The sequence below is a fragment of the Nonomuraea insulae genome, assembly GCF_042656245.1.
The window spans coordinates 256,833-276,473 of the sequence record NZ_JBHSPA010000006.1 but is presented as its reverse complement, the minus strand read 5'-3'; the positions used below and the strand labels follow the sequence as shown (position 1 = coordinate 276,473).

The 19,641-nt window shown below is 68.4% G+C and carries 16 protein-coding genes and 1 tRNA gene; all 17 read left to right on the top strand.

Features of this window, described 5'->3' with window-relative positions:
• Positions 1-740: DNA polymerase III subunit delta' C-terminal domain-containing protein (locus tag ACFPZ3_RS04060; RefSeq protein WP_379512566.1), on the top strand; the 740-nt coding region annotated here is incomplete at its 5' end.
• Positions 741-958: 218 nt separating this feature from the next.
• A complete protein-coding gene (locus ACFPZ3_RS04055) occupies positions 959-1,486 on the top strand; it encodes a sigma-70 family RNA polymerase sigma factor (RefSeq protein WP_379512565.1) in 528 nt (175 codons plus the stop codon).
• Between the two features lie 104 nt (positions 1,487-1,590).
• Positions 1,591-2,508, top strand: a complete 918-nt coding sequence (locus ACFPZ3_RS04050; protein ID WP_379512564.1) for a permease-like cell division protein FtsX — start codon at positions 1,591-1,593, stop codon at positions 2,506-2,508.
• A 124-nt stretch (positions 2,509-2,632) separates the two neighbouring features.
• Entirely contained in the window at positions 2,633-3,466 is an 834-nt protein-coding gene (locus tag ACFPZ3_RS04045; RefSeq protein WP_379512563.1) for a PSP1 domain-containing protein, read from the top strand.
• 632 nt (positions 3,467-4,098) lie between these two features.
• Positions 4,099-4,175, top strand: a tRNA-Thr gene (locus ACFPZ3_RS04040).
• A 279-nt stretch (positions 4,176-4,454) separates the two neighbouring features.
• A complete protein-coding gene (locus ACFPZ3_RS04035; RefSeq protein WP_379512562.1) occupies positions 4,455-7,571 on the top strand; it encodes an AfsR/SARP family transcriptional regulator in 3,117 nt (1,038 codons plus the stop codon).
• A 66-nt stretch (positions 7,572-7,637) separates the two neighbouring features.
• Complete coding sequence (locus ACFPZ3_RS04030; protein ID WP_379512561.1) at positions 7,638-7,961, top strand: phosphotransferase-like protein; 324 nt, start codon at positions 7,638-7,640, stop codon at positions 7,959-7,961.
• A gap of 129 nt (positions 7,962-8,090) precedes the next feature.
• Entirely contained in the window at positions 8,091-9,665 is a 1,575-nt protein-coding gene (locus ACFPZ3_RS04025) for a sulfatase-like hydrolase/transferase (RefSeq protein ID WP_379512560.1), read from the top strand.
• A gap of 128 nt (positions 9,666-9,793) precedes the next feature.
• Positions 9,794-10,282 (top strand): GNAT family N-acetyltransferase, encoded by a 489-nt coding sequence (locus tag ACFPZ3_RS04020; protein ID WP_379512559.1) that lies wholly within the window; start codon positions 9,794-9,796, stop codon positions 10,280-10,282.
• The gene (locus ACFPZ3_RS04015; RefSeq protein ID WP_379512558.1) at positions 10,279-11,220 is read left to right on the top strand and encodes a phosphotransferase family protein; all 942 of its coding nucleotides are present in this window, start codon (positions 10,279-10,281) and stop codon (positions 11,218-11,220) included. Before ACFPZ3_RS04020 ends, ACFPZ3_RS04015 begins: the two co-directional genes overlap by 4 nt.
• Positions 11,221-11,290: 70 nt before the next feature.
• On the top strand, positions 11,291-11,806 hold the full coding sequence (locus ACFPZ3_RS04010; protein WP_379512557.1) for a DUF305 domain-containing protein: 516 nt from the start codon (positions 11,291-11,293) through the stop codon (positions 11,804-11,806).
• Positions 11,807-11,871: 65 nt separating this feature from the next.
• Positions 11,872-12,570: a FadR/GntR family transcriptional regulator gene (locus tag ACFPZ3_RS04005; RefSeq protein ID WP_379512556.1), complete on the top strand. Its 699-nt coding sequence runs from the start codon at positions 11,872-11,874 to the stop codon at positions 12,568-12,570.
• A gap of 19 nt (positions 12,571-12,589) precedes the next feature.
• Positions 12,590-13,840: an ABC transporter substrate-binding protein gene (locus ACFPZ3_RS04000; protein WP_379512555.1), complete on the top strand. Its 1,251-nt coding sequence runs from the start codon at positions 12,590-12,592 to the stop codon at positions 13,838-13,840.
• A gap of 14 nt (positions 13,841-13,854) precedes the next feature.
• A complete protein-coding gene (locus tag ACFPZ3_RS03995; protein ID WP_379512554.1) occupies positions 13,855-14,688 on the top strand; it encodes a carbohydrate ABC transporter permease in 834 nt (277 codons plus the stop codon).
• Positions 14,685-15,497, top strand: coding sequence for a carbohydrate ABC transporter permease (locus tag ACFPZ3_RS03990; protein ID WP_379512553.1), 813 nt, complete (start codon positions 14,685-14,687; stop codon positions 15,495-15,497). The genes ACFPZ3_RS03995 and ACFPZ3_RS03990 overlap by 4 nt, the downstream gene beginning before the upstream one ends.
• A complete protein-coding gene (locus ACFPZ3_RS03985; protein ID WP_379512552.1) occupies positions 15,494-18,427 on the top strand; it encodes a glycoside hydrolase family 38 N-terminal domain-containing protein in 2,934 nt (977 codons plus the stop codon). The genes ACFPZ3_RS03990 and ACFPZ3_RS03985 overlap by 4 nt, the downstream gene beginning before the upstream one ends.
• Positions 18,424-19,641, top strand: a complete 1,218-nt coding sequence (locus tag ACFPZ3_RS03980; protein WP_379512551.1) for an enolase C-terminal domain-like protein — start codon at positions 18,424-18,426, stop codon at positions 19,639-19,641. The genes ACFPZ3_RS03985 and ACFPZ3_RS03980 overlap by 4 nt, the downstream gene beginning before the upstream one ends.

Sequence of the window (19,641 nt, the reverse complement as noted above, 5' to 3'; positions counted from 1 at the left end):
ACCTCGCCGCCGCCTGGAGCCTGCTGCCGGACGACATGATGATCACCATCAGGTCGCGGTGCCGCGTGATCAACCTCATCACCCCCGCCACCGAGGCCGTCGCCCACGTCCTGGCCACCCGCGACAGCGTGCCCTGGGACACCGCCAGGTTCGCCGCCAGGGCCGCCCAGGGGCACATCGCCAGGGCGCGGGCCCTGGCGCTCGACGAGGGGGTCAGGCGGCGCAGGGAAGCGGTGCTGAGCATCCCCCGCTCGCTGACCGGCGTCGGCGAATGTGTCTTCGCCGCCGAGCGGCTGGTGAAGACGGCCGAGGAGGAGGCCGCCGCGGCCACGACCGCGCTCAACGAGAACGAGACGTCGGAGCTGCGCAAGCTGTACGGAGAGGGCTCCACCGGCAAGGGGCTCAATCGGGGGCTGGTGCGCGGCGGGGCCGGGGCGTTGAAGGAGCTGGAGGACCGGCAGAAGTCGCGGGCCACGCGGATCAAGCGGGACTCGCTGGACGCCGCTCTGCTGGAGCTGGTGTCGTTCTATCGGGATGTGCTGGCGATGCAGTTCGGGGCGGGCGGGGTCGAGCTGGCCAACGATGATCTTCGGTTCGAGCTGGATCAGCTCGCCAAGGCGACCACGCCTGAGGAGACGTTGCGGTGGATCGATGCGATCATGCAGTGCAGGGAACGGCTGGCGGTCAACGTGAATCCGCAGATGGCCGTCGAGGCCATGATGCTGGCGCTCCGGCCCTAGATCCACGGGGGTCCACGGTCGGCGGCGTGGGGCAGAGTCGCGGTCGCGAGGCGGGCAGGTGCGGGCTCGTGGCCGACGGGTGCGGGCAGGTGCGGGCTCGGCGTCGATGAGGCGGGTTGTCCACAGGTTGCGCTCACGAGCTCCGAATGCCGTGACGATCGGCGGAAGATAACCGTGTGACCCAAGCAGCAGATGAGGCCGACAGGCGTCTCTGTTACGTGGAAGTCGAACTACTCACCCAGCAGGAAGACCTGGCGCGGCGACGAGTCGACGTGGCGTCCATCTTCGCCGAGCATCATGTCGGCCTCGTGCGGCTGGCCCTCATCATGGTCGGCGATCAGGCGACCGCCGAAGACGTCGTCCAGGAGGCCTTCGAGCGCACGCATGCAGGCCGGGCCAGGCTGCGAGATGCCGACAAGGCGCTGGCCTACGTGCGCTCCGCGGTGCTCAACGGGTGCCGGTCGGTGTTGCGCAGGCGGTCGACGGTGTTCCGGCGGGTGGTGCCGTACGAACCGCCTGTCTGGTCGGCGGAGAGCGCCGCCATGCTGGGCGAGGAGCGGCGGGAGGTCCTGCTCGCGCTGCGCCGGCTGCCTCGCAGGCAACGGGAGGCGCTGACGCTGCGCTACTACTTCGATCTCGCCGACCATGAGATCGCCGAGACGATGAAGGTCAGCGCGAGCACGGTCCGGTCCACGATCACGCGGGGGCTGGCGGCCCTCGGCCGAGCTCTTGGGGAGAATTCATGAACAGTCCCATGGAAGACAGACTGCGCGACGCCCTTTCCGAGGCGGGAGCGACGCTGGACCCGGGCACGCTCAAGCCTCTTCGGGCGTCGGAGCGGCGCTTCCGGGTGGACCTCCGGCTGCTGAGCGTGGCGGCGGCCGTGGTGCTCGCGGGGGCGACGACCGCCGTCGTGCTGGGCGCCGGTGGCGGCGACGAGGATGGCGTGGTGATGGCGGAAGCGGAGCCGGCCTGGAGCGGCGAGGCGGACGTGTCCGTCTTCCTGTGTACGAAGTCGGCACCTGAGGAAACGCCGTGCCAGGGGCAGGCCGCAAGTGCTCAGCAGGTCAAGACGATCGAGGAAGAACTGAGGCGGCTGCCGCAGGTCGACGGCATGTTCTTCGAAAACCAGGCGCTCGCCTACGAGAACTTCAAACGGAGCTACGCGCATAACCAGGCGCTGCTCGATGCGGTCAAGGTCACAGACCTGCCCCAGTCGTTCAGACTCAAGATCAAGGAGGGCGGCGACCGGAGGCAGGTGCGGGAATCAGTCCGCGGGCTGGCCGGGATTCGGGATGTCGTGGATCGTGCCTCGCTCGGCACACAGCCGATCGACGGCCAGGTGGAGTGGGAGATCAGTGTCTTCCCGTGCAGGAAGGCGACGGCTATGCCGACGTGCATGAGTGGAAAGAATGGCGTGTCCCAGGGGGCGACGAATGCTCAGAAGCAGGCTGTCGAGGCGTTGATCCGGAAGGCGCCTGAGGTGGAGAAGTTCGTCTTCGAGGACCAGGCGATGGCGTACAAGAACTTCCAGCAGGCGTTCAAGGGCAACAAGGCACTCATGCAGGCGACCAAAGTGGAGGACCTGCCGGAATCGTTCAGGGTCACGCTGAAGGAGGATTCCGACGGGACGGATTTGGCCAACAAGCTGAAGAAGCAACCGGGGGTGGCCCAGGTCGTCTACCAACGGTGCCTGGTCGACCAACTGACGCTGCTCGGTGACTTCGGATTGCCCCTGCCGGAGAAGGCGTGCCCCGTCGGCAGGTGATCACATGAACATGTCCGCCGCCACCCCCCTCACTCCCACGTACGGACACACGTAATGTGGCAACGAAGGCCGCAAGTTTCCCCCTAGGCCGTCAGGAGGCGAGCTCGAGCCCATGGGAATGATCATGGCCGTGAGCTTTACCCGTTACGGGAGGCTCTACTACCTCGATCCCGGCGAGCACAGCCCCAAGGTGGGCGACAAGGTGCTCGTGCCGACGGATTCGGGTCCCGAGGTGGCGGAGTGCGTGTGGGCGCCGCAATATACGAGCGAGGACATCGACGGGTTGCCACGCTGCGCCGGATTGGCGGGGGAGGAAAACCTGACCCGAGATGAGACGAACAAGCGCCGCAGGGCTGAGGCCCGCAGCGTGTCCAAACGGTTGATCAAGCGGCACACGCTGCCGATGAAGGTCGTCGGCATCGACTACCTCGACCAGGACAACATCTATACCGTCTACTTCTCGGCGCCGCACCGGGTGGACTTCCGCGCTCTCGTACGCGACCTGGCCCGCAACCTCCGGGCCAGGGTCGAGCTGCGGCAGATCGGTCCCAGGGACGAGGCGCGGTTGCAGGGCGGCATCGGCCCCTGTGGCCGTGACCTGTGCTGCGCCACGTTCCTCAAGGACTTCGAACCGGTCTCCGTGCGCATGGCCAAGGACCAGGACCTCCCGGTCAACCCGCTGCGGATCGCGGGGGCGTGCGGGCGGCTCATGTGCTGCCTGAAATACGAGCATCCGCTCTACCAGGAGTTCCGGGCGACGGCTCCCCGCGTTGGGGCCAGCGTGGAGACTCCGCAGGGGGGCGGGACGGTGGTGGGGCACAACGTGCCGTCCGATTCCGTCGTGGTGCGGCTCAACGATGGGGGGCGGAGGTGCGCTTGCTCGAAGGCGAGCGTTTGCGGGCCGCGGCAGGCGTACGACTCTACGTATGGGGGTGAATCGGAGGGGGATGCGGTGTAAAGGCCGCTCCGGCTCCGGCTCCGGTTGCTCGTTTGACGTGGCAGGGGGCGGTGGGGCATGTCCGGCGGTGGGGCGCATCGCGGGCGGTGGGATCGCATCCGGAGGCGCGCGGTAGGGCAGGCGGTGGATCTGGTGCCGGTGGTGCGAAGTAGGGCGCGCTGCGGGGCTGGTGTCCAGCGTTGCGGAGTGGGCGGGGCGGTGGGTCTGGTGCCCGGGGGCGCGAAGTAGGGCGCGCTGCGGGACCGGTGCCCCGGGGGCGCGAAGTAGGGCGCGCCGCGGGGCTGGTGTGAGTGTTGAGGAGTGGGCGGGTCGGTGGGTTCGGTGCCCGAGGGCGCGGAGTGGGGCGGGCGCTGGGTCTGGTGTCCGAGGGCGCGGAGTGGGGTGCGCTGCGGGCCCGGGGCCCGGTGGTCCGAAGTAGGGCGCGCTGCGCGGCTGGTGTCCGGTGGTGCGGGGTGCAGAGGTGATGGCCAGTCGATCCGGCGTCGGGGGGGCGATGTGGTGGAACCGTGAGCGGTGGCTTGGGGGTTGTGGTGGGCGGTGTTAGGGGTGGACGGTCTGTCTTGGCACCGGATGATCAATGGGAGCGAGAACCCTTCGGGCTCCTGTAGACTCTTCCACGCTGCACAGCAGATGCCGCCTTAGCTCAGTCGGTCAGAGCACTTCACTCGTAATGAAGGGGTCTGGGGTTCGAATCCCCAAGGCGGCTCCAGGTCAGAAGCCCTCCGTGAGATCGCGGAGGGCTTCTGCGTGTCTATTGCGCCTGTTCTCGTTGGGCGTCATGGCGCGACGAGGGGTCGCCCTGGCATCCGCTGGCATCCGGCGCACTCGCCGATGCCCCACCTGCGAGGACAACGGTCCGATGAAGGCCGGCGGTGGTTGCGGATTGTGGGCAATGGCGGTGATTCGGTGGTAGTCAAGGTACGGCACTATTACTGGTGTGAGAGTCGGATTGCTTGGGCCGTTCGAAGTCCGGAACAGCGATGGGGCCGTGGTCGAGGTTCCTGGGATTCGGCTGCGCGCACTGCTGGCCGCACTCGCCCTGGAACCTGGCCGGATCGTCACGCGTGCGAGGCTGGTGGACTGGATCTGGGGGGAACAGCCGCCCGCGGACGAAGTGAATGCCTTGCAGGCGCTGGTGTCCAGGCTGCGCAGGGTGTTGCCGGACGGTGTGATCGAGGCGGATTCCGGCGGGTACCGGCTTGCCGCGGCTCCTGATGACGTGGACGTGGCCCGGTTCGAGCAACTGGTCGGTCAGGCCCGTGCCGCCGAGCCCGCCGAGCGGGCGGATCTGCTGCGGTCGGCCCTGGCCTTGTGGCGCGGTACGGCCATGGCGGACATCGCCATGCGGGACAGCAACACGTTCGACGCCGCGGTCGCGCGTCTGGACGAACTCCACGTTGCCGCGCTCGGGGATCGGGTGGATGCGGATATTCGCCTCGGCCGTGGCTCGGAGCTGGTCTCCGAACTGACCGAGCTGGTTGCCGCGTACCCGCTGCGAGAGGGGTTCGTGGCGGCCCTGATGAGAGCGCTCGCCGAGGCGGGGCGTGGGAATGAGGCGTTGACCGTCTACCAGCGGACGCGCGAGCGGCTCGCTGAGGAGCTGGGCGCCGATCCATCGGACGAGCTCTCCGCGCTGCACACGGCGTTGCTGCGGGGCGAGCTGGGCGAGCGGGCGGAGAACCGCAGGACGAACCTGCGCGCCGAGCTGACGAGTTTCGTCGGCGAGGACGATGACATCTCCGCGGTCGCCGCTCTGGCCATGAAGCACCGGCTGGTCACCTTGACGGGGGCGGGTGGCTCCGGCAAGACCAGGCTGGCCACGGAGACCGCGCGGACGATGCTCGCCGAGTTGCCGGATGGGGCGTGGCTGGTCGAGTTGGCCTCGGCGCGGGCGGGCGGTGAGCTGGCGCAGGCCGCCCTTACCGCGATCGGCCTGCGTGATCAGGCCTTGCTCGGTGGTCCGCGGGGTGGGGAACCGATGGATCGGCTCATCGCCGCGGTCCGGGAGCGCGCGATCTTGCTGGTCCTGGACAACTGCGAGCACATGATCGAGGCGACCGCGGCTTTCGCGGATCGGCTTCTGGGGGAGTGCCGGAGGCTGCGGATTCTGGCCACGAGCAGGGAACCGCTCGGTATCACTGGGGAGGTGTTGTGGCAGGTCGAGCCACTCGCGCTGCCCGCGAACGAAGCGGAGCCCGCCGAGGTCGGGTCCTCGCCCGCGGTGCGACTGCTGCGGGATCGCGCGGGTTTGGTGCGCAAGGACATCGGCTCCGACGCGTACACGCTGTCGGCCATGGCGCGGATCTGCCGGGCGCTCGACGGGATGCCGCTGGCGATCGAACTGGCCGCGGCACGGTTGCGCACCATGTCCGTCGATCAGCTGGCACGTCGGCTCGATGACCGATTCCGGCTGTTGACCAGCGGCAGCCGTACGGCGCTTCCCCGGCACAAGACGCTGCGCGCGGTCGTGGACTGGAGCTGGGATCTGTTGACCGAGGCCGAGCGCGGCGTGCTGCGCCGGTTCTCGGTGTTCTCCGGCGGGGCGAGCCTGGAAGCGGCCGAACGGGTGTGCGGGGACGGGGACGGGGCATTTGACGGGGACGGGGCGTTCGACGGCGAGCAGGTGCTCGACGTGCTGACCGCGTTGATCGAGAAATCGCTGCTGCTCGCCGACGGCGAGGGCACGCCGCGCTACCGGATGCTCAACACCATCAGGGAGTACGCGGCGCACCGGCTCGCCGAAGCCGGGGAAACCGAGTCGGCGCGCCGGGCGCACCTTGCCTACTTCACCGAGCTGGCCGAGACGGCCGATCCGCACCTGCGCCGGGCCGAGCAGATGGAGTGGCTGTCCACGCTCGAGGCCGAGCGCGACAACATCAACACGGCCCTGCGCGGGGCGATCGCCGAGGAATGGGCCCAGGAGGCGATGGACCTGGTCGCGGCCGCGGGCTGGTACTGGTTCCTCAGCGGGCACAGGGCCGAGGGCACCGAGTTGAGCATCGCGGCGGCCTCGCTGCCCGGTGAGGTGTCCGATGAGGCGCGGGCGATGGCGTACACCGTCGTGACCATTTTCGTGACCTCCGGGCCCGGCCGTGATCAGTATCAGGCGGAGAAGTGGATCACCGAGGCGCACCGGTTCATCCAGCGCAGCGGGTATCGCAACCCGCTGCTCGGATTCGTCGCGCCGCTGGAGCGGATGTTGCGGGAGCCGACGGAGTTCCTGTCCGCCTTCGAGCCGCTCATGGTCGATGACGATCCATGGGTGCGCGCGCAGGCCAGGCTCACTCATGGCCGCTTGCGGCTCACGCACGGTCGCGACGAGAGCGCCGCGGACAGCGACCTCGAAATCGCCCTCGCCGAGTTCCGCACGCTGGGCGACCGCTGGGGGATCTCGTTGGCGCTGACCTACCTCGCCGATCGGCTCGCCACGCGCGGCGAGTTCGCACGCGCGTGTGAGCACTGCGAAGAGGCGGTCGCGGCGCTGAGCGAGGTAGGCGGGGCCGAGGACGTGGTCGGCCTGCGGGCGCGGCAGGCTCAGCTGTACTGGCTGCTCGGCGATGAGCGATCCAGCACGTCCTCCATGGCCGAGGCGCAGCGGTGCGCGGGCGGGATCGCCTGGCCGGACGCGCTTGCCGACCTGGCGCTTTCCAAGGCGCAACTGGCGCGCTGGCGGGGCGAGCCGGACAAGGCGTACGAGCACCTGGCCACGGTGCGGAAATTGCTGGACGGCGCGGAGGAAAGCGGCTCGTTCCGCATCCAGACCGAAGACCTGTACGGCTACCTCGCCGAGGATCTCGACGAGGCCCGCGCGCATCGGAGCGAGGCGCTCCGTGCGGCTGTGGAGATGGCGTATCCACCGCTGATCGCCGAGGCGTTGATCGGGATCGCGGATCTCGCGCTGCGCCAGGGACAGGACGAGCAGGCCGCGCGATTGCTCGCGGCAAGCGACGAGGTTCGCGGTACGCCGGATCGTTCGCACCCGGATGTTTCCAGGATCGCCGCGGACACGCTGAATCGCCTCGGCGAAACCGGGTTCGCCGAGGCGACCCTTGCTGGACAGCGCCAGGACTTCCGTGAGCTGGCCGAGGTCACGCTCGCACCGTGAACGTACAGGCACGATGTCCTGAACAAATTGGTGGATCACGAATGCGGCGCCGTCCTACCGTGAATCATGGAACTTCACCGCGGGCTCTTCGGTCCTGCGCCGCAAAGAGTGGGTCGGCTGGTCTTTCTCAACGGGACGCCGAGCGCCGGGAAGACGACCGCGGCCAGGGCTTTGCAGGAGGAATTGGCTGAGCCGTTCTTTCACCTGTCGCTCGACGAATTACGCGGTGGTTATCCACGCCAGTTCTGGCGGCAGGACAGCGACGGCGTGTTGTTCCGCCGGGTGCTCGATGGTTACCTGCGTATGCTGCGCGGTTTCACGCCGCTCGGGCATGACGTGATCTCGGAGGCGGTGATCACGCCTGAGATGCGTTGGTGGAGTCGCCGATAACCTTCGACCGGCTGCGGGCGCGTGTGTCAGGGCAGGTCTGAGCGGCACATTCCCCCTGATACCGGTCGGCCCGGAATTGGCGTACGTTGAAGCCGACCGTGATCTCCATCGTTGTCAAAGGGGTTTGTCATGTCCGTGACCGGACATCTTCGCAGGGGCCTGGCGGTGGTGTTAGCCGTCGTCCTGGCCATGACCGTGGCGACGCAGGCCGGGGCCGGGACGACGGCGGCCGCGCCCAAGCGGCCGAACATCATTTTCTTCCTCGTCGATGACATGTCGGCCGACCTGCTCCCGTACATGGACACGGTGAGCGGTCTGGCGCACGACGGCACGACGTTCGGCAGTTATTACGTGTCCAACTCGCTCTGCTGTCCGTCGCGGGCCTCGATGTTCACCGGGCAGTTCCCGCACAACACGGGTGTCGCCACGAACAAGAACTCCGACGGGGGTGGTTATGCGGCGTTCGAGCGGCACGAAGGCCGTACGTACGCCGCCTCCCTGGAGGCGGCCGGCTATCGGACTGGTTACCTGGGCAAATACATCAACGAATATCCCGTCGGCGCGGACTACAAGGTGCCGGTCGGCTGGGATGAGTGGCATGTGGCGGCCGGGGGCGGATACAACGAGTTCAAGTATCAGCTGACCGGCTACATCAAGGAGGAGACGGCCGGGGAGAAGCCGCTCGACCCCTCCGGCGGCACGTACCTGGTGGACGAGCTGGGGAATCGGGCGGTCGGTTTCATCGAGCGGTCCAGGGAGCACGCGCCGGGTGAGCCGTTCTTCCTGCAGGTTTCGCCGTTCGCGCCGCATTCCAGAGTTCCTTTCACGGCGGGGGAGAAGGAGCCGCGATTTCCGCCCGCGCGTCGTGACCGGCCCAAGGACCGGTTCCCCGCCGGGGAGTTCCCGCACGGCGACTGCGGCGGTCCCGACTGTCTCGACATCGACGTGACGACCACGCCCGCCTTCAACGAGGACACCGCCGACAAGCCGTCCTGGGTACGGCGCCAGCCCCTCGGCGCCCCGCTCGTCAAGGAACTGCGCCAGGACTTCCGGGACCGGATTCGCATGGTGCAGTCCGTGGACGACATGGTGGAGCGGGTGCTGGGCGCGCTGACGGCCGAGGAGCGTCGCGAGACCTATGTGGTCTTCACCAGCGACAACGGGTTCCACCTGGGGCAGCATCGGCTCGTGCGCGGCAAGTCCACCGCCTACGACCATGACGTACGGGTGCCGCTGCTGGTCAAGCGGCCGGCGGCCGGGCGGCACGGCGACCTGACGACCGACGCCATCGCGCAGAACGTGGACCTCTACGCGACCTTCCTCGACATGGCCGGCGCCGCGCCGGACGACCGCGACGGGCGCAGCCTGCTGCCGCTCATCCAGGGGCACAAGGTCAAGGACTGGCGGCAGGCGGCGCTGATCGAGCACACCACGCCGAATCCGGCCGCGCCCGGCGAGCCGGACCCCGACGGCGAGGAGCTCCAGGCGGGCATGCCCAGCTATGCCGCCGTGCGGACCGCCGGCGACCTGTACGTGGAGTACGACGGGGTGACGACGCCCGAGTACTACGACACGGTCGCCGATCCGCGCCAGGAGTCGAACGACCCGGGCAACGCCAGGACGGGCGAGCTCGGCACGATGCTGGATCGGCTGAGGGGGTGCGGGCAGCCCGGGGCGGTGGACTGCTGGACAGCGGCCTCATGACACAAACAGCCCCGGTGACACAAAGCCTGGTGACACAAAGGCACCGGTGGCATAGAGCCTGGTGGCGTAGAAGTCTCGTGACATAAACACGTGGCATCAGGAGGGTGATCCGGGAACACTGGCCCCTCATGACGACAGTGAGACCTGCCACGCAGGAGGACGTGGCCGTTCTGGCGCGATTGAACGGTTTCGTCCATGGCCCGCACGTCGAGGGGCGGCCGGACTTCTTCCAGCCGCCCTCCGACAAGGAGAAACTCGCCTCCCTCTTCCATGATTTCCTGGCGGGCGAGGACGCACTGGCCTTCATCGCGGAGGCGGAGGCCGAGGAGGCGGAGGCCCGGCCGGTCGGCTATGTCACGGCCACGATCCACCACAATCCCGGCAGTGTGCTCACCCGGCCACGGAGTTTCGCGTTCGTCGAGCACATCGCGGTGGACCCGGAGCACGCCCGGGAGGGGATCGGCGCGGCCCTGGTCGAGGCGGTGCGCGCGGCGGGCAAGGACGCGGGATGCACGACCGTGCTCACCGACGTGTGGGACTTCAACAAGACGGCCCTGGCCTTCTTCGACGGGCTGGGCTTCGTACCGATGCACCATTGGCTGGAGCGATCGTTGTGAGCAGGACCTTCGCGGGACGCGAGGAGCTGGCCGGGCTGGTACGCGAGGCCTTCGGGGCGGATCGCCGGCTCGACCGGGTGGATCGGCTCAGAGGGGGCAGCAGCAAGGGGGTCTATCGGCTGACCTTCGAGCGCGGCCCGAGCGTCGTCCTCTATGTCTGGGCCGCGGATGAGAACTTCTGGGACCACCGGCCCGACGAGGGGTTGCACATGTTCCAGGCCGCTCACGCGCGGCTGAACGACATCGGCGTGCGGGTCCCGAAGGTGTACCACGTCGACGGCAGCGCGAGGCACTATCCGGGCGAGGTCGCGTTCGTCGAGGACGTGCGCGGCGGGACGCTGGAGGAGCGGCTCGGCAAGGGCACCGAGGGGCTGGACCGGCTGGCGAGCCACCTCAGGACCATGGCGGGGTGCCGGGATCGAGGGCTGGGGAGGGTGGCGCTGGTCGAGGCCGGGCAAGGACTCCAGGAGACGTGTCCTGAGCGGGTGCTGAGCTGGGCGTTGAAGGATCTCGCCGAGGCGGCCACGCGGGTCGAGACGATCGGCAGGGCGCGCGCCGAGTTCGAGGAGTGTCTGCAAAAAATGGCCGCGGCCATCGAGGCGCGTCCCGATCACGGGCTGATCCATGGGGAGTTGGGGCCCGACCACGTGCTGATGGACGAGGACGGCGAGCCCGTGCTCATCGACATCGAGGGCGCGATGTTCTTCGACGTCGAGTGGGAGCACGTCTTCCTGCGCATCCGCTTCCACGAGCACTACGAACGGCTGCGCTCCGATGACCTGGACGAGCGCAGGATGCGGTTCTACCGGCTCGCCCAGCATCTGTCGCTGGTGGCGGGGCCGTTGCGGCTGCTGGATGGCGATTTCCCTGACCGGGAGTTCATGATGGGGATCGCCAGGCAGCACGAGGAGGAGGCGCTCGCCTTTCTGCGCGGGTAAGGGGGCCCTTGCGTGCCTGCCTCAAATCGATTAGGAAGGTTTCCTATCTATTTAGGGAGTTGAGGGCCAGGTGCGCACACTCTTAGCGATCCTCCTCCTGCTGGTCGCCGGATGCGGGCAGCAGGAGGAGCCGCCGGTGAACGCCGAGGACGTCATGTTCGTGCAGATGATGGTGCAGCACCACCGGCAGGGCATCGAGATCGCCAAGGTGGGCGCGGCCAAGGCCGCCAATCCCGACCTCAAGACGCTGACCGCGGCCATCGTGAGCACGCAGCAGAGCGAGGTCGAGATGATGCTGCGCTGGCTGCACTCCTGGGACCAGCCGCTCACGCCCGCGACGGGCGCCCACGACCACCACGGCGGCATGCCGGAGACCGACGCCAAGCAGGTCCAGGCGCTGAAGCGGTCCAAGAACTTCGAGTACGACCTGTGCAACCTCCTGATCGCCCACCAGGACGACGCCGTTCAGATGGCGGCCTCGGAGGTGGCGAGCGGCGCCAACCCGGCGGTGCAGCAGTGGGCGGCCCAGGTGGAGGCCTCCAGAAGGGGCCAGATCGACACGATGATGAACCTGATCAAGAAGTAACGCCCGCACACAGCCGACGGCGAAATCATGGACGCCCAGGGCATTAAGTGATTAGATCACTTGATATGTCCGAGGTAACGCGGCCCACGTTGTCCGACGCTCTGACCGAGCGCATGCTGGAGCTCATCCGTGCAGGAGGGCACCGGCCCGGCGACAGGCTGCCCTCGACCAGGGAGCTCTCCCAGCGCTTCGCCGTCACCACCCCGACACTGCGCGAGGCGCTACGCAGACTCGAGGCCACCGGGGCCATCGAGATGCGCCACGGCTCCGGCATCTACGTCGGTGCCGACATCGAGCGGCTGGTCCTGCCCAACCCGAATATGCGCGAGATCCACGCCGCCCAGCTCCTGGAGCTGCTCGGCGCGCGGGTCGTGATCGAGCCGCCGCTGGCCGCCATGGCCGCGGAGCACGCCGACCGCGAGGAGCTGGCGGCGCTCAAGCGGGTGCTCGACGAGGCGGGCAGGCATCTGCGCGGCGAGGACGCCGAGCTGCACGACGCGAACATGACCTTCCACCGGGCGACCGCGCGGATGGCGGGCAACAGCGTGCTGCACGAGGTCGTCGACTCGCTGCTCACGGTCCACGGGCCTGAGCAGCGCGAGATCCTGCAGATCTTCGACGACCGGCGCCGCGACTACGACGAGCACCTGGCGATCCTGGGGGCCATCGAAGCAGGCGACGCGGCGCAGGCCGAGTCGCGTATGCGGGCCCACCTGGTCGACGTGAAGACGGTTATAGAGAACAGGTTGCAATCCCCCCGATGAGAACCAAGGAGGCCGGCCCATGTTCCGGTCACGTGTGGCCACGCTCGGCGTGGCGGCGCTCGTCCTGACCGCCTGCGGCGGCAACGGCGCAGGCGCGCCGCAGAAGAAGACCGAGCTGACGCTGTACAACGACAAGGGCGCGTGGTCGAAGTACTTCGACGAGATGGGCGCCCTGTCCAAGCAGCAGATCGGCCTGGGCATGAAACCGACCGGATACACGGACTCGGCGCAGTACCAGGCGTTCATCAAGGCGTCGTTCCGCACGAACGTCAAGCCCGACCTGTTCACCTGGCAGACCGGGGGGATGCTGGAGGAGGTCGTCAAGCAGAAGCAGGTGGCCGACACCACGGCCATCTGGCAGGAGGCGATCAAGGCCGGTGACCTTTCGCAGGACCTCCTGCCGTACTACACGGTCGCCGGCAAGCAGTACTGCGTGCCGATGAACGTGGCGTACTGGGGGATGTTCTTCAACAAGAAGATCTTCGACAAGTACGGTCTCAAGGCCCCGGAGACCTGGGACGACCTCGTCAAGACGGCGGAAACCCTGAAGAAGAACGGTGTGAAGGCCTTCTACCACACCAGCGTGTTGTTCTCGTTCGTCTGGTTCGAGCAGCTCATGGCCGGCACCGACCCCGACCTGTACGACCGCCTGTCCACCGGCAAGGCCAAGTACACCGATCCGGGTGTGGTCCAGGTGATGGAGAAGTGGAAGCAGCTCATCGACGCCGGATATTTCATTAATCCGGGCGACAAAACCGACCCTGGTGACGTGCTCAAGAACGGCAAGGCCGCGATGGTCTCGTTCGGGACCTTCTTCAACACCAGCATGACCACGCGGGACATGAAGGCGGGCACCGACTACGACTTCTTCGTCATCCCCAACGTCAACCCGGCGCTGCCCAAGACGTCGATGATCTTCGAGAGCGGGCCGCTGTGCTCGCTCACCAAGGCGGCCGACCCCGACGCCAGCACGAAGTACCTCAAGTGGTGGACCACCTCGCAGGCTCAGGAGAAGTGGGCGACGAGCCGGGGCGACGTGAGCGCCAACCCGAAGGTGACGATCGACGACAAGGCGCTCGGCACGATCACCAAGGACGCGGGCGCCGGCAAGTACCGCCTGGTCAACCGCTACTTCGAGGCCACACCGCCGCCGATCCTGACCGCCGCGCTCGACGGGTTCAGCAAGTTCGTCACCGAGCCGGGGACGTACAAGGAGGTGCTGGAGACGATCCAGAAGGCCGCGGATGAGTACTGGAGTACGCATCAGTGAGCCGCAGCGCACCTATGTTCGGCAGGTTCAGATACGGATACGTGGCGCCGGCGGCTCTGCTGGTCGCGGGACTGCTCTATGCGCCGTTCCTGTGGACGGCGTACCTGAGCCTGACCCGCTACGACGGCCTGGAGCCGCCCGCGTTCACCGGGCTGGCCAACTTCGCCAAGGTGTTCGATGACGAGGCCCTGCTCACCTCGACCCGCAACACGCTGATCTGGGTGATCGGCACCATGGTGCTGCCGGTCGGGCTCGGCCTGCTGGTCGCGGTGTTGTCCTACGACATCAGGGGCGGCGCGTGGTTCCGGGTGCCGTTCATGTTGCCGTACGCGCTGAGCGGCGCCGGCCTGGCCATGGTGTGGAGCCCGGTCCTGTCCCATGGCGGCATCGCCAACCTGCTGCTCGGCGTGGACACCGCGTTCCTTCAGGAGGCCCCCGCCAACACCTTCGCGATGCTCGCGGTCTGGACGTGGCAGCAACTCGGCGTGAACACGTTGTTGTTCGTGGTCGGGTTGCAGTCCATCCCCAAGGAGCCGATCGAGGCGGCCCGGATCGACGGGGCCTCTGGATGGCGGTTGTTCCGGCACGTGATCTGGCCGCTCATGCGGCCGCTGACGGCGGTCGTGGTGGGGCTCGCGCTGGTGGCCAGTCTGAAGACGTTCGACATCGTGTGGGTGCTGACGCAGGGCGGGCCGGGGCGCAACTCGGAGACGCTGGCGGTGACCATGTACAAGGAGACGTTCGTGGCCAGCGACTACGGCTACGGCTCGGCGGTGGCGGTGATGCTGACCGTGGTGACGGGGCTGGCGTCCTACCTCTACCTGCGCAGGCAGGTGACGGCCACATGATCAGGCGGGCCGTGCTCATCGTGCTCGGGCTGGTCTGGCTCGGGCCCACGTACCTGCTGCTCGTCAACGCCTCGCGGCCGGCGAGCTCGTACGATCCGGGCCGCGCCTGGATCCCCTCCGGCGACTTCGCGCTGTTCGAGAACTTCGGCCGCGCCCTGGACGGCGCGAACCTCACGCAGAGCCTGGCCAGCACCGCGCTCTACAGCATCGTCTCGCCGCTGCTCGGCGTGCTGATCGGGGCGCTGGCGGGGTATGTGATCGTGGTGCTGCGGCTGCGCCACGGGTTCTGGTGGTTCCTGCTGCTCTTCGGCGGCACCGTGTTCCCCTCGCAGATGTTGCTCGTGCCGCTCTTCGTCGGCTACAGCGACGCCGGCCTGTACGACAGCCGCCTCGGCATGATCCTCATCTACACGGCGATCAACGTGCCGCTGGCCGCGTTCGTGCTGCGGAACTTCTACACCGGCGTGGCCTTCTCGATCTTCGAGGCCGCGCGGATGGACGGCGCCTCGACCTGGCGCATCTTCTGGCGCATCTACCTGCCGATCTCGTTCACCGCGTTGACGGCCGTGTTCATCCTGGAATTCACCTTCATCTGGAACGACCTCATCTTCGGCCTGACCCTGACTCAGACCGAGGACGTGCGGCCGGTGATGACCGCCATCGCGGGCCTGATGACCGACGTGTACGCCGGCACCCCGGTCCCCGTCGGCCTCGCCGCGGGCCTGGTGGTCTCGTTGCCGACCGTCGTGTTGTTCCTCGCCACCCAGCGCCTCTTCGCCAGAGGCCTGTCTCTAGGGAGTGTTCAATGACCAGCCGGTTGCTCCAGCGCAGCCTGGGGAGCCCCGACTACGACGGGATCAGGCAGGAGCTGCGCGACGGCACCTCGACGCCCGTGATCAGCGAGCGCGGGCTGGAGGTACGGGTCGCGGTGCTGCCGCTGTTCACCCACGACGGCCGCCAGGCGGTCAGGGTGTCCAGCACGGTGCCCCTGACGCACGTGCTGGTGGGGGCGGACAGCGCCTCGGGCAGCGACGTGACGTTGCTGGTGCCCGAGGTGGACGCGCCGCGCGTGCTGACCCTGGAGTGCCGCGACGACGCGGGCGTGGTCGGTAGCGCGCAGGTCACGGTGACCCCGCAGCGCAAGTGGAGCGTGTTCGTGGTGCACCACTCGCACCTGGACATCGGCTACACCGACCCGCAGGGCACGGTGCTGCGCCACCACCTCGACTACCTCGACTCGGCGCTGCGGCTGGCCGAGGAGACCGCGTCCTGGCCTGACGACGCCAGGTTCCGGTGGACGGTCGAGTCGTCGATGCCGGCGCTGAAGTGGCTGGAGGCGCGGCCGAAGGAGATGGTGGACTCCTTCGCCGCGCTGGCCAGGGCGGGGCTGATCGAGGTGACGGCGCTGCCGTTCCAGCTCCACACCGAGGCGTGCTCGACCGAGGAGCTGCGCCGGCAACTGCGCTTCACCGCCCAGCTCGAACGGGACTACGGCTTCGCGACCAGATCGGCCATGCACACCGACGTGCCGGGGGCGGTCGTGGGGCTGGTGGACGCGCTCAGCGCGGCGGGCGTGCGTTACCTGGCCGCGGCGCACAACTGGGCCGGGCGCTCTGTGCCGTATCTGCATGGCGGTGACAAGCTGACCAGGCCGTTCCGGTGGCGGGCGCCGAGCGGGAACGAGATCATCGTGTGGTTCACCGACACGCCGCACGGGATGGCGTACATGGAGGGGAACACGGTCGGGCTGACCGACTCCTACGAGCTGGCCGACGACCTGCTGCCGCGGTACCTGTCGGCGCTGGCCACGCGGGGGTATCCGTACGGGCCGGGGACGTTCGGGTGGCAGGGGCCCGACGCGCCGAAGGAGCCGTACGAGCTGGATGTGCTGCACCTGCGGGTGCAGGGGGCGCACGCCGACAACGCGGGGCCCTCGATCGTGCCCGCGACGATCGCGCGGCGGTGGAACGAGCAGTGGGCCTATCCGCGGTTGCGGTCGGCGGTGAACAGCGACTTCTTCGAGCACGTCGAGGAGCGTTACCACGACCGGCTGGCCGTGCACGAGGGTGACTGGACGGACTGGTGGGCCGACGGGCTCGGGTCAGGTGCGCGCCCCCTCGGGTACGTCCGCCGGGCGCAGTCCGCCCTGCGGGTCGCCGAGACGTTGCACACGCTGGCGGGCGTGGACGCCACCGAGCAGATCGACGCGGCCTACGACAAGGTCGCCCTGTTCAACGAGCACACCTGGGGCGCGGCCAACCCGTGGGAGGACGCCGAGGAGGCGGGCGACTCGGGCGGGCTGCAGTGGACGCGGAAGTCGTCCGGCGCGTACTCCGCCCAGGACGACGCGGCCGACCTGCTGCACGCCGCGACGCGCAGGTTCGCCGCGGCGCTGTCCGAGGCGGGCACCGAGGGCGGGGCGCTGGCGTCGTTCGCGGTCTTCAACCCCGGCACCTGGACCAGGACCGACCTCGTGCGCGCGTTCCTGCCCAGGGACGTGGTGGGCGTGGAGGTGCCGATCGCGCTGGTGGATTCGCGTACCGGGGAGAGGCTGGCGCATCACGAGGAGTTCGTGGACCCGGTGGACTGGCCGACGCGTCCGATCGGACGGCACATTCACGCCGTCGTGCCGGAAATTTCGGGATTCGGGTATGCGCGGATCGATGTGGTCCCGGGCGAGAGCCAGGCGCCCGAGCCGGTCAAGCTCGATCCGAGCGGAGTGATCGAGAACGAGTTCTACCGCGTGACGTACGACGTGGGCGAGGGCTACATCAGCTCGATCTTCGACAAACGCGCGGACCGCGAGCTGGTCAACGGCGAAGCGGCGGCCGGCTTCGGCCAGTACGTCTACGACCAGTACGCCACCGCCCCACATTTCAACCATTTGTCGGGACACGTCGGCGCGCAGGACCGCACACTCCTCGGCGACCGCGCCATCGGCAGGCACGCCGTCATCACCGAGGTCACCCGCACGGCCGTGGGCGAGAAACTGGTCGTGGAGCTGAGCGGCAAGGGCGTCGACTGGATCCGCACCACGATCGAGCTGCACCGCGGCGTGCCCCGGCTGGACCTGACCTACCAGCTCGCCAAGCAGGGCACCCCCTCCAAGGAGGCGGTATTCCTGGCCTTCCCGTTCGCCGCGGGCAAGGCCGCCGCCTGGGAGCTGACCGGCGGCGTCGGAGGCCCCGACGTGCCGAGGGTGCCGGGCTCGGCCGAGTACATGCTCCCGATCCGGCACTGGATCGCCTTCGAGGACCCCGAGCTGACCATCGCCTGGGCCACGCTGGAGGCGCCGCTGGTGCAGCTCGGCACCATCCACATGCCGTACGCGCCGTTCCCGCCCACGCTCGACCAGGAGGACGGCACGGTCTACTCGTGGGCGCTCAACAACATCTGGGACACCAACTTCCCCTCGCAGCAGCAGGGCGAGACCACCTTCCGCTACGCGGTCACCTCTGAAGCGGGGGCTCAGGGCCGCAGGCTCGGCGCTGCGGCGGCCTCGGGGCTCACCGAGCCGTTCGTCGGCGCGCTGATCACCGACAGCCCGGACGTCTCGGAGACGTACGTGAGCGTCGATCACCCCGACGTGCTGGTCACCTCCCTGGGCTGGGACGGCGTGCGACTGCAGTCGCTGGCCGCCGAGCCGGTCGAGGTGAAGGTGGCGATGCCGGGACACGAGACGGTCGAGGTACGGCTGCCCGCCTGCGGCGTGGCCGTCGTCAGGGGGACGCGCCAGTGAAGATCGTCGACATCAGGGCCACGACGGTCGCCGTCCCCCTGGAGGCGCCGCTGCGGCACAGCAACGGCGCCCACTGGGGCCGGTTCGTCCGCACGATCGTCGAGGTCGAGGCCGACAACGGGCTGGTCGGGCTGGGGGAGATGGGCGGCGGGGGCGAGAGCGCGGAAGCGGCCTTCCGCGCGCTCATGCCCTATCTCAAAGATCACGATCCCTTTCAGCTCGAAGCGCTGCGCTTCAAGATCGCCAACCCGACGGCCTCGCTCTACAACAACCGCACGCAACTCCTGGCCGCCATCGAGTTCGCCTGCGTCGACCTCATCGGCCAGCACCTCGGGGTGCCCGCTCATGACCTGCTCGGCGGGCGGATCAGGGACGAGGTGCCGTTCGCGTCCTACCTGTTCTTCCGGTACGCCGCCGACGGCCACCCCGAGATCCGCACCCCCGGGCAACTCGTCGAGCACACCGCCAGGCTCAAGGAGCAGCACGGGTTCACCGTGCACAAGCTCAAGGGCGGGGTCTTCCCGCCGGACTACGAGCTGGAGTGCTACCGCGCGCTGGCCGAGGCGTTCCCGGGCGACCGGCTCAGGTACGACCCGAACGCCGTCTTGTCGGTGGCCGAGGGACTGCGCTTCGGCCGGGCCATCGAGGGGCTGAACAACGACTACCTGGAGGACCCCGTCTGGGGGCTCGAAGGGCTCAGGATCATCCGCGAGCAGGTGGCGGTGCCGCTGGCCACCAACACCGTCGTGGTCAACTTCGAGCAGCTCGCCTCGAACGTCCTGCGCAGGGGCGCCGATGTGGTGCTGCTGGACACGACGTTCTGGGGCGGCATCAGGTCGTGCGTGAAGGCGGCGGGGGTGTGCGAGACCTTCCAGCTCGGGGTGGCCGTGCACTCGTCGGGTGAGCTGGGCATCCAGCTCGCGACCATGCTGCACCTGGGCGCGGTGCTGCCGAACCTCACCTACTCGGCCGACGCCCACTACCACCAGCTCAGGGACGACGTGATCGAGGGCGGCAAGATGGCGTACTCGGAGGGCGCCATCGCCGTGCCGTCGGGGCCGGGGCTGGGGGTGCGGCTGGATCCTGAGCGGGTGGCCCGCTACGCCGAGCTCTATCGGGAGCTGGGTGGCTACCCCTATGACCGTGATCCGGGGCGGCCCGGTTGGTACGCGACGGTCCCCAATGAGCGCTTCGCGGATCCCTACCTAGAATAA

Bases quoted from the DNA above. Each gene is read 5' to 3' on its own strand.
- ACFPZ3_RS04000 (WP_379512555.1), top strand. From the start codon at position 12,590: ATGTTCCGGTCACGTGTGGCCACGCTCGGCGTGGCGGCGCTCGTCCTG.
- ACFPZ3_RS04025 (WP_379512560.1), top strand. From the start codon at position 8,091: ATGTCCGTGACCGGACATCTTCGCAGGGGCCTGGCGGTGGTGTTAGCC.
- ACFPZ3_RS04030 (WP_379512561.1), top strand. From the start codon at position 7,638: ATGGAACTTCACCGCGGGCTCTTCGGTCCTGCGCCGCAAAGAGTGGGT.
- ACFPZ3_RS04045 (WP_379512563.1), top strand. From the start codon at position 2,633: ATGGCCGTGAGCTTTACCCGTTACGGGAGGCTCTACTACCTCGATCCC.
- ACFPZ3_RS03990 (WP_379512553.1), top strand. From the start codon at position 14,685: ATGATCAGGCGGGCCGTGCTCATCGTGCTCGGGCTGGTCTGGCTCGGG.
- ACFPZ3_RS04020 (WP_379512559.1), top strand. From the start codon at position 9,794: ATGACGACAGTGAGACCTGCCACGCAGGAGGACGTGGCCGTTCTGGCG.
- ACFPZ3_RS03985 (WP_379512552.1), top strand. From the start codon at position 15,494: ATGACCAGCCGGTTGCTCCAGCGCAGCCTGGGGAGCCCCGACTACGAC.
- ACFPZ3_RS04005 (WP_379512556.1), top strand. From the start codon at position 11,872: ATGTCCGAGGTAACGCGGCCCACGTTGTCCGACGCTCTGACCGAGCGC.
- ACFPZ3_RS03995 (WP_379512554.1), top strand. From the start codon at position 13,855: ATGTTCGGCAGGTTCAGATACGGATACGTGGCGCCGGCGGCTCTGCTG.